This window comes from uncultured Caballeronia sp., assembly GCF_964243625.1.
Taxonomy (GTDB): domain Bacteria; phylum Pseudomonadota; class Gammaproteobacteria; order Burkholderiales; family Burkholderiaceae; genus Caballeronia.
The window spans coordinates 1-9,714 of sequence record NZ_CAXTGZ010000200.1 but is presented as its reverse complement, the minus strand read 5'-3'; the positions used below and the strand labels follow the sequence as shown (position 1 = coordinate 9,714).

Genomic DNA, 9,714 nt, shown 5'->3' with positions numbered 1-9,714 from the left:
AATCGGCGCGGCTGCAGCTCAGCGTCCGTTCCTTCGACGCCACCGTGCGCAAGCAGCTCGAAACCCGCATTCGCGCGCTCGCCGAAGCCCATGCGAGCGGCTACGGCGCAAAGATCGATATCGACTACGTGCCGGGGTATCCGGTCGTGATCAACAGCGAAGCGGAGACCCGACTGGCGCTCGAAGTGGCGCGTGAACTGGTTGGAGAAGATCGTGTGGTCGATAACTTCGGCCCCATCGCCGGCAGCGAGGACTTCGCTTATTACCTGCAGCAGAAGCCGGGCTGTTTCCTGCGTCTTGGCAACGGTGAAGGCGCGCCGATGCTTCACAACGCATCCTATGATTTCAACGATGACAACCTGACCGTTGGCGCCGCGTACTGGACGCGTCTGGTCGAGCGCTTCCTCGCGCGATAAAAACCATCTACGGATTCCCATGGCGACCACAACAGTCCAACCTGCCAAAGCCGTGTCGCAAGGCAAGATCGTCATTGCGGCGATCATTGGCAACCTGCTCGAGTTCTTCGACTTCACCGTCTACAGCTTTTTCGCGCTGACTATCGCCAAGCTGTTTTTCCCGGCGCACGATCCGGTAGTGTCGACCTTGCTTGCGTTGTCCGCGTTCGCGATTGGTTTCGTCGCGCGTCCGGTCGGCGGTTTCGTGCTCGGACATTACGCCGATAAACGCGGCCGACGCGCCGCCCTTACGCTGACCATCTTCCTGATGGCGCTCGGCTCCGCGATGATCGGCCTTGCACCCACATACGCGAGCATCGGCCTGGCGGCACCCGCGCTGATCATCTTCGCGCGCTTGCTGCAAGGCTTCGCGCAAGGCGGCGAATTCGGAGCGGCGACAGCCACGCTACTGGAAACAGGATCGGCCAAGGGTCGCGGCTTTCGTGCAAGCTGGCAACTCGCCAGTCAGGGCGCCGCGGCGCTGATGGGTTCCGGTATCGCAGCATTGCTCACGTATCAGTTGAGCCCCGAGCAACTGCTCGACTGGGGATGGCGCGTGCCGTTCCTGATCGGCACGGCGATCATGCCCGTAGGTGTTTATCTGCGCCGGCACATTGTGGAAGAGCCGCCGAAACCAGCCAGGGCGCATGCGTCCGGTTTCGAACCCGGGATGGTCCGCAAGTGGATCCTGACCGTGTTCGCGATCATGGGCATGACGGTCGCCACTTACGTTCTCATGTACTACATTCCCACGTACATGATCCAGTACCTCAAGGTGCCGGCCAAGCTGTCCATGCTGGTTTCAATATGCGCCGCGGTCGCGTCATTGGCGTTGTGCCCGGTATGGGGCGCGTTATCGGACAAGATGCAGCGCCGCAAACCACTGATCCTGGCTGGACGGATTGCGTTGATCGTGTTGCTGTATCCGTGCTTCTGGCTGATGAACCAGTATCCGTCCCTGCCCGTGGTGATGGGTCTGATCGTGTTGCTGATGCTCTTCTACACGATGGGTTCGGCCCCCGCCTATTCGCTGATGCCGGAAAACTTCCCCAAGCATTTGCGCGCGGGCTATCTGGCGAGCGCTTACGCAGTGGCGGTTTCTCTCTTCGGCGGCAGTGCGCAGCTTGTGGTCGCGTGGCTGATCAAGATCACTGGCAACACGATGGCGCCGGCGTGGTACATGATCATCTGCGTGGTGATCTCGCTGATTGCAGTGTCCAAGCTCGATGAAACCGGCGGACGTGAATTGACGTGACTGCGTGAGCTCAAGACATTTGGAGGCCGGACGCTCGCGCGTCCGGCTTTTTTTTTTCGGGCCGAACTTACGCCGGCTTGCCGGCTTTCTTCGTGGCGCCAGCCGTCGCGGACCGCTTTCGCGCGGCTGGCCTGGCGGCAAGTTTCAATGCACCCTTGCCCTTGCGTTCACTCGCCGCCGTCTCGCGCGCCCATTTCTCGAGCAGCGTGCGGGTCTGCTCGCGCACGATCCGCTTCAGGAATTCGCCCTTCTCGGCATCGATTTCCGTCCAGCCGAGCAGCCCGAGCGACGTACGCGGCGCAACGTGGAACATCAGCAACTGACCGTTCAAACTGATCATGCGGATCAGGGTCACGGGGTCATCGGCTGTGGTGCCCGTGATGCGCGCCATCAGCCGCGAGGTGACATCGTTCAATGGCTGGCGTACACGGCGCGTCAGGATCTCGGTTGCAATGGAAGGCTCGTGGCCCACCTGTTCCCGCGCGAAAAACAGCCGGTGATTTGTCGTCCCGCAACCTTTCGCGAACATCCGGTCGGCAATGGCTTCCTGAATGCGAATGAAAGCATCGATCAGCAGCGGTACGGCGGCGTTGTTTTCCAGCACCTGATTGGCATGCGCCACGACCGGCTCGAAATTGACCGCGGCTTCGTCGGCCATGTATTCCGCACACGCGCGATACACACCCTCTTTGTTCTCGAAGTAGTACTGCAGCGCCGGGGCATTGACGCCCGCGCGGGCAGCGATCTCGCGCGTCGATGCGCCATCGAACCCGTGTTCTCCAAAAGATTCGATCGCCGCCACAATAATTCGCAGCCGTGTTTCGTCTCCACGTACGTAACCGCCTTCTGACGGACGGCGCAGCCTTTTTGTGTCGCTCATTCCAGCCTCCCAACGTCCAGGTGCAAAATATATCACTTGACACAATTCTTCCAACTGGAATAATTCTTCCGATTGGAATAAATTGGATTTTATAAAACGATGTCAACAACCGCCGGATCACCTCCGCAGGATCGCCTGCCGCAAGACTCCGCCGCTCAAGCTCCCCGTTCCCGACGCCGCCTGATCCTGATGGGCCTCGGGCTCGTGGTCATTGTCGTGGGCGGAATCTGGCTCGCGCGCTGGTGGACGGTCGGGCGCTTCATTGAAAGCACGGACGACGCGTATCTCCAGGCCGACAGCGTCACCGTTGCGCCGAAAGTGAGTGGTTATGTAACCGACGTGTACGTGGGCGACAACGCGACCGTCAAGGCCGGCGACCCGCTCGTGCGGCTCGATACGCGCCAGTATCAGGCGTCGCTCGAGCAGGCGGAAGCGACCATCGCGGCGCGCACGGCGGACATCCAGAAGGCGCAGGCGGATATCCTGCAGCAGCACGCGAATATCGATCAGGCAAAGGCGCAGGAACAGGTCGCGCGTTTCAGCGCCCAGCACGCACGCGATGAAGTCCAGCGCTATGCGCCGCTCACCGCCACGGGCGCGGAAACCCGCGAGCGTCTCGCCCAGCTTACGAACACCCGCGATCAGGCGAACGCAACCCTTGCGGCGAATACGGCCGCGGTGAAATCGGCCGAAACGCAGATCGCTTCCACGACGGCGCAAATCGCGCAGGCCCGCGCCCAGCTCGAAGCCGCGCAAGCCAGCGCGAAGCAGTCGCAACTCGACATGCAGGACACCATCGTGCGCAGCGCCTTGCCCGGCAAGGTCGGCGATCGTTCGGTGCGGGTCGGTCAATACGTGCAGCCCGGCACGCGGATGATGAGCGTGGTCCCCGTCCAGAGCACCTACCTGGTCGCGAACTTCAAGGAAACGCAGGTTGGCCATATGCGTATCGGCCAGCCGGTGACGCTGCACGTGGATGCGCTCTCCGGAACCGACCTGCACGGCGTGGTCGACAGCTTTGCGCCGGGCACGGGCGCGCAGTTCGCGCTGCTGCCACCGGAGAACGCGACCGGCAACTTCACGAAGATCGTCCAGCGCGTGCCGGTGCGCATCCGCATCAATACCGGGCCGGAAACGCGCAGCGTGCTGCTGCCGGGGTTATCGGTGACAGCAGATGTCGATACCCGTTCTTCGCGCGAAGGCGACAAGCGCATCGAAGCCGAGAACGATCATGGCTGAAGCAACGAGCACGGCGCCTGGAGCGCCGGCCGCCGAGGCTGAGCGCGCGAGCGCGGCGGACTGGCTCGCGGTCGCGGCCGGCTCGCTGGGCGCGCTGATGGCGACGCTGGATATTTCCATCACGAACTCGGCGCTGCCGCAGATCCAGGGCGAGATCGGCGCGACCGGCACGGAAGGCACGTGGATCTCGACGGGCTACCTGATGTCCGAGATCGTGATGATCCCACTCGCAGCATGGCTCACGCGCGTGTTCGGCCTGCGCAACTTCCTGCTCGCCAACGCAACCCTGTTCATCATGTTCTCAATGATGTGCGGCTGGTCCCACAGCCTGCCCATGATGATCGCCGGCCGCATAGGCCAGGGCTTCGCCGGCGGTGCAATGATCCCGACTGCGCAGACCATCATCCGCACGCGCCTGCCACGCTCGCAGATGCCTGTCGGCATGACCATGTTCGGACTGATCGTGCTGCTCGGGCCCTTGCTCGGCCCCGTGGTCGGCGGCTGGCTTGCAGAAAACATTAGCTGGTCGTGGTGCTTCTTCATCAACCTGCCCGTGTGTATTGCGCTGATCACGTTGCTGATTGTCGGGCTGCCGTCCGACAAGCCGAACTGGGGTACCTTTCTCAAGGCTGACTGGATCGGCATTGTCGGGCTGACGATCGGCCTGAGTTCGCTGACCGTGGTGCTGGAGGAAGGACAGCGCGAGCGCTGGTTCGAGTCCAGCGAGATCGTCACGCTGACCTGCGTGACACTGGTGGGCTTCCTGCTGATCGCCATCTCGCAGTTCACCGCGAAAAAACCCATCATGCGGCTGAGCCTGATGAGCAACCCGCGTTATGCCAGCGTCATCATCATCGTGTTCGCGGTCGGCGCAGGTCTTTATGGCGTGTCGTATCTGCTGCCGCAGTTTCTCGGCATTGTGTCCGGGTACAACGCGCAGCAATCGGGCGCGATCATGCTGATATCAGGCGTGCCTGCGTTCCTGATCATGCCGTTCCTGCCGCGCATTCTCGGCAAGCTCGACTTCCGCGTGCTGGTGATCGTCGGGCTCTTGCTCTTTGCGTGGAGCTGCATGCTGGATATCGACCTGACGGCGCAAAGTGTCGGTCACGATTTTTTCTGGTCGCAACTGATACGCGGCTGCGCGCAGATCCTCGCCATGATGCCGCTGAACCAGGCATCCATGGCCGCCGTCTCGCGTGAGGATTCGGGCGATGCCGCCGGCCTCTATAACATGGCCCGCAACCTGGGCGGCTCGGTGGGGCTGGCGGTGATCGGTACGGTCATCGACCGGCGCACTACATTTCATACCGCGATGATCCGCGAATCGCTGACGGCCAATTCGGTGATCGGTCAGGATCGCGTTGCATCCAGCGCCGCGAGCTGGTTCGCTCAAACCGGTGACATGGCGTACGCGAAGATGCGCGCGATCGGCCAGATCGCTGCGCAGATCCATATGCAGGCCACCGTGATCACGTATTCGGAAACCTTCTACCTGCTGGGTCTCGCGCTCCTCGCCTGCATCCCGCTCGCGCTGTTGCTGAAGACGCCTAGCGGACCCGTGTCGTCCTCCGCCGGCCATTGACGGCTCAAAAATGATATCGACGATGTTCTCTCGCTCTACGCCTCCTGTTTTTTTAACGCTGCTCGCTGCGGCTCTCTTGGCCGCATGTACCGTGGGTCCCGACTACTCGGGCGCACCGCAAGTCGCGACCGACGCGGCGCACGCTCAAGGTTTCGTGCGTACGCCCGCGACCGGCATGGTGAGCACGCGCGCGCCGAGCCAATGGTGGCTCGCGCTCAACGATCCGCAACTGAACGCATTGATCGACGCCGCGCTGGCACACAACCCCGACGTCCACGCCGCACAGGCGCGCTTGCGTGAAGCGCGCGCCCAGTTGCAACATTCGAAGGCGAACGGCATGCCTACCGCTTCCTTCGATGCCGCCGCGCTGCGCACACGTTCGCCCGATGTGAGTTCGCTCACGTCGTCGCAAGATGGTTCGTCGGGATCTTCCGGCCGTGGTCCGCTGTCGCTTTACACCGCGGGCTTCGATGCATCGTGGGAAATCGACCTGTTCGGCGGCACACGCCGCGCGGTGGAGGCGGCGTCGGCGGAAGCGGATGCCGTGGACGCCGATCTCGCCGATACCCAGGTTTCGCTCGCCGCCGAAGTGGCCCAGGCGTACATCGATTTACGCGATGAACAGCATCGCCTGCATTTGGCGCAGCAAAGCGCCGATCTCGAACAGCAGATGCTCACGTTGACGCAACAACGCCGCGCAGGCGGAACGGCGGCAGACGTGGACGTGGAACGCCTGACCACGCAAGTCGAGAACACGCGCGCAACGCTCACGCCGCTCGATCAGCAGGTGACCGAGTCGCTCGACCAGCTCGCGGTGCTGACGGGCCAGGCGCCCGGCGCACTGGATAGCGCATTGTCGGCCTTGCGCGAGATGCCGGCGCTGCCCGCATCGGTTCAGGTCGGCGATCCGGGATCGATGCTGCAACAGCGGCCCGATGTACGCGCTGCCGAACGCAGGCTGGCATCGAACAATGCGCAAATCGGCGAGCAGACCGCCAACTTTTTCCCGAAGGTGACCTTGCTCGGAGACATAGGTTTCAGCGCCGCCGATCCAGGACATCTGGTGCGCAAGAGCAACTTTAGCTGGCTCGGCGTGCCGTATCTGCAATGGAATATTCTCGACTTCGGACGCACGCTGTCGAGCGTTCACAGCGCGCAGGCATCGCGCGACGAAGCCGATGCCAAGTACACCAAAGCCGTGCTCGGCGCCCTGCAGGACGCGAATACATCGTTGTCACGTTACGGGCATCAGCGTGAGCATCTCGTCACGTTGCAGAAGGTGCAGGCATCGGCGGACCGGTCGGCCACGCTGACGCGGCAGCGGTATCGTGCGGGGGCATCGAGTCTTATCGATCTGCTCGATACACAGCGCACCCAGTTCAGCGCCCAGCAGAATGTCGTCGCGGGGCAGGCGGAATTGCTGAAGGATTTTGTATCGCTGCAGAAGAGCCTTGGGCTTGGCTGGCAGCTCAACGGCTGATCAACGGCGCTGCGATTTTTCCGTTGGTCGCGCATCTGCCGCCGACGCGCCGCCGGGCAACTGACGGCGCATGAAGATATCGATACGATCGTCGTCCTGTGACACAGGCGCGGTGAACGCCCGTATCAACACGATGCCAACGAACACGAGGACAACGACCACTGACGGGATCTCATACCAGATCGGATTCATGACATCACCTCTTCGGAAGAGTGTGAATACGGCCTCAGGTTTTATCACGCAACGTGATGACGTCCACGGATTTTGCAATCGATGCGCGAGCGAACGGCAGCTTCTTCACCACGCCCGTGGCCAGCGCCGTGCCGATCAGGATGATCACGCATGCGCCCACCATTCCCGCCGAGACCTGCTCGCCAAGAAACATCGCACCCCAGAGGATGCCGAAGACCGGGATCACGAAGGTTACGGTGATCGCGCGCGCCGGACCGACGACCGCGATCAGGTGGAAAAACAGCATATAAGCGACGCCCGTGCACGCAACGCCGAGCGCAATCACCGATCCCCATGCAACCGTTGAAACCGGCGCAACGGGCCACCAGAAGATCGCGAACGGAAGCAACACGATAGTCGCGCCCGTCATGGTCCCGGCCGCGACCGTCAGCGAATCGACGCCAGTAAGACGCCGTTTCGTGTAGCTCGCCGCGATCCCATAAAGCAGCGTCGCCCCCAACGCAGCCAACGCGGCAAGCGCGGTCGTTGCCGGCGACATACCCGCTTCTTGCGGCGCCGCGATCTGATTCCAGACGAGCACGAGGACGCCGGCAAAACCTATCGCGAGGCCGGCGACGCGCAGCGTGCTCAGGCGGTCCTTCAACCACAGGAATGCAACGATGGCGCCCCACAGCGGCGTGGTCGCATTGATAACCGACGTCACTCCCGCCGACAGCGTGAGTTCCGCAAACGCAAACAGGCAAAACGGCGCGGCGGAGTTGAGGATGCCCACCACGAGCAACGACCCGGCGTGCTTGCGCATGGTGTTCACCGCCTCGCGGGCTGGCCGGCGCGTGAAGAGCAGCACCAGCAGGAACAGCGCGCCGATACCCACACGCAACGCCATCAGCGGCGCAACGCCGAAGTCGGTCACACCCACGCGAATGAACAGGAACGATCCACCCCAAAGGGCGGCGAGAACAAGCAATTGAACGATGTTGGTCGGGTTCATCAGATTTTGGCGAGGGGCGTCGCGTAGTTGGGCCGGAAGGCGAAGCCATCATATCGATGCTCGAACTCGTGACGTTTCATCCTGAAGCGAAATGTCACTGCTCGCCGGACCTGCGTTTCATGCTGCCATCGTAGACGCGGGATTGAAGGGCTTCAAACGAGCAATTCTCACCGGTATGTGAGAAAAATTGCTATCGGTTCTTGCGGTGTCATTCACGCTGTTTTCATTCTTTTGCGTGATCGCTGCGCTGGGCATCACCGGTTATCGGCACGGACGTGCCAAATCTGAAGGCGCACATTTCCCGATGTCGCCAATACGCACATTCCGCAAGAATCGCGCTACGGGGCGCATTGCGTGTGCAGTCAGCGCTTTCCGTTTATTTAATAAAACTAAACGATACCTGAGGAACCACGCGCGCGGCGCGTTCATCGCCATGTTCAATAACTTCACGATTCGCCGCGGTCTCACGATCACTATCGCCGGGTACACGCTCGCAATTGTCGCGGTGCTGCTCGCGGCTGCCGCGTGCCTGCGCCAGAGCAACCAGGCGCTCGAACAGATGGTCGCAACCGATACCGCCGCCATCACGCACCTGAAGACGAGTTCGCAACGGCTCCTGCAAGTGCGTCTCGCGCTCGGCAACTACGAGACGCTGTTCATGCTCGGCAAGGCGAGCGACGACATGCTGCCGAACGCGCGCAAGACGCTGAAGATCAGCGACGCCGAGTTCGACGCGTACCTCGCGAAGCCGCGCGATACGCAGGAAGAGCAACTCGCGCAAGCCGCCAAAACCGCACGCACGGCGTTGATTGCGAAGGCGCTGAATCTTGAATTCGATGCCCTCGCGCAAAACGATTTCAACACCTTCCGCACGCTGCAGGTCCAGACGGCGGACGGTTTATACGCCACCTACGATCACGCAATGTCCGCGCTCGAAGCGTTGCAGATCGCGCGGCAGCAAGCGCGTTATGAGCAAGCGCAGCGACAATTCCACGCGATGGCAACGGGCGCCGTGGTGATCGCCGCGCTTGCGCTGGTGCTTGGGTTCATCGCACGGGGTGCATTGAGCGCGGCCGTGATGAAGCCGATCGAATCAGCGATTCATCATTTCGAGCAAATTGCTGCGGGGGATCTGACGGCGACTATCGATGCATCCCGTGATAACGAAATGGGCCGCTTGTTCGCCGCGCTCAGGCGCATGCAGCAGGGGCTGGTCGGGACGGTTACGCAAGTGCGCGGCGGCACCGGCGCGATCTCTCATGGCGCGCGGGAGATCGCTGCGGGCAACATCGACTTGTCGCAGCGCACGGAGGAACAAGCCGCTTCGTTGCAGCAGACGGCATCGAGCATGGAGCAGTTGACGGCGACCGTGCGGCAGAACGCCGACAACGCCCGGCAGGCGAGCGAGTTGGCCGTGGATGCATCGACCACGGCAGTGCGCGGCGGCGACGTGGTAGGCAAGTTCGTTCACACGATGGACGATATCGCCACGAGTTCCACGCGCATTGCGGACATCATCGGGGTGATCGAAGGGATTGCGTTCCAGACCAATATCCTGGCGCTGAACGCGGCGGTCGAAGCGGCGCGGGCGGGTGAAGAAGGCCGTGGATTCGCCGTGGTCGCGAGCGAAGTGCGCG

9 protein-coding genes are annotated in these 9,714 nt (G+C 62.2%); 6 read left to right on the top strand and 3 right to left on the bottom strand.

The window, feature by feature from the left end:
- Nucleotides 1-416, top strand: a 416-nt coding sequence (locus ACFFAR_RS15320) for a M20/M25/M40 family metallo-hydrolase (RefSeq protein ID WP_375508077.1), incomplete at its 5' end; no start/stop codon positions are given.
- Nucleotides 417-435: 19 nt separating this feature from the next.
- Nucleotides 436-1,710 carry an MFS transporter gene (locus ACFFAR_RS15315; protein WP_062001156.1) on the top strand — a complete coding sequence of 425 codons (1,275 nt, stop codon included), beginning with the start codon at nucleotides 436-438 and terminating at the stop codon, nucleotides 1,708-1,710.
- 67 nt (nucleotides 1,711-1,777) lie between these two features.
- On the opposite strand, the gene ACFFAR_RS15310 is transcribed toward ACFFAR_RS15315, so the two are convergent.
- Entirely contained in the window at nucleotides 1,778-2,590 is an 813-nt protein-coding gene (locus tag ACFFAR_RS15310; protein WP_174364693.1) for a CerR family C-terminal domain-containing protein, read from the bottom strand.
- Nucleotides 2,591-2,689: 99 nt separating this feature from the next.
- On the opposite strand from ACFFAR_RS15310, the gene ACFFAR_RS15305 reads away from it, so the two are divergent.
- The 3 genes from ACFFAR_RS15305 to ACFFAR_RS15295 are packed head-to-tail and all read left to right on the top strand — an operon-like array spanning nucleotide 2,690 to nucleotide 6,894.
- Nucleotides 2,690-3,829 carry an HlyD family secretion protein gene (locus ACFFAR_RS15305; RefSeq protein WP_062001158.1) on the top strand — a complete coding sequence of 380 codons (1,140 nt, stop codon included), beginning with the start codon at nucleotides 2,690-2,692 and terminating at the stop codon, nucleotides 3,827-3,829.
- Nucleotides 3,822-5,414: an MDR family MFS transporter gene (locus tag ACFFAR_RS15300; RefSeq protein WP_075360122.1), complete on the top strand. Its 1,593-nt coding sequence runs from the start codon at nucleotides 3,822-3,824 to the stop codon at nucleotides 5,412-5,414. The genes ACFFAR_RS15305 and ACFFAR_RS15300 overlap by 8 nt, the downstream gene beginning before the upstream one ends.
- Before the next feature lie 22 nt (nucleotides 5,415-5,436).
- A complete protein-coding gene (locus tag ACFFAR_RS15295; protein ID WP_174363611.1) occupies nucleotides 5,437-6,894 on the top strand; it encodes an efflux transporter outer membrane subunit in 1,458 nt (485 codons plus the stop codon).
- Here the strand turns inward: ACFFAR_RS15295 and ACFFAR_RS15290 are convergent, their stop codons facing one another.
- Nucleotides 6,895-7,086: a hypothetical protein gene (locus ACFFAR_RS15290; protein ID WP_174363612.1), complete on the bottom strand. Its 192-nt coding sequence runs from the start codon at nucleotides 7,084-7,086 to the stop codon at nucleotides 6,895-6,897.
- A gap of 34 nt (nucleotides 7,087-7,120) precedes the next feature.
- Entirely contained in the window at nucleotides 7,121-8,077 is a 957-nt protein-coding gene (locus ACFFAR_RS15285) for an EamA family transporter (RefSeq protein ID WP_174363613.1), read from the bottom strand.
- A 433-nt stretch (nucleotides 8,078-8,510) separates the two neighbouring features.
- Here ACFFAR_RS15285 and ACFFAR_RS15280 point away from each other — a divergent pair.
- A partial coding sequence (locus ACFFAR_RS15280) for a methyl-accepting chemotaxis protein (RefSeq protein ID WP_375508076.1) occupies nucleotides 8,511-9,714 on the top strand: 1,204 nt, incomplete at its 3' end.

Bases quoted from the DNA above. Each gene is read 5' to 3' on its own strand.
- ACFFAR_RS15310 (WP_174364693.1), bottom strand. From the start codon at position 2,590: ATGAGCGACACAAAAAGGCTGCGCCGTCCGTCAGAAGGCGGTTACGTA.
- ACFFAR_RS15285 (WP_174363613.1), bottom strand. From the start codon at position 8,077: ATGAACCCGACCAACATCGTTCAATTGCTTGTTCTCGCCGCCCTTTGG.
- ACFFAR_RS15305 (WP_062001158.1), top strand. From the start codon at position 2,690: ATGTCAACAACCGCCGGATCACCTCCGCAGGATCGCCTGCCGCAAGAC.
- ACFFAR_RS15300 (WP_075360122.1), top strand. From the start codon at position 3,822: ATGGCTGAAGCAACGAGCACGGCGCCTGGAGCGCCGGCCGCCGAGGCT.
- ACFFAR_RS15290 (WP_174363612.1), bottom strand. From the start codon at position 7,086: ATGAATCCGATCTGGTATGAGATCCCGTCAGTGGTCGTTGTCCTCGTG.
- ACFFAR_RS15315 (WP_062001156.1), top strand. From the start codon at position 436: ATGGCGACCACAACAGTCCAACCTGCCAAAGCCGTGTCGCAAGGCAAG.
- ACFFAR_RS15295 (WP_174363611.1), top strand. From the start codon at position 5,437: ATGTTCTCTCGCTCTACGCCTCCTGTTTTTTTAACGCTGCTCGCTGCG.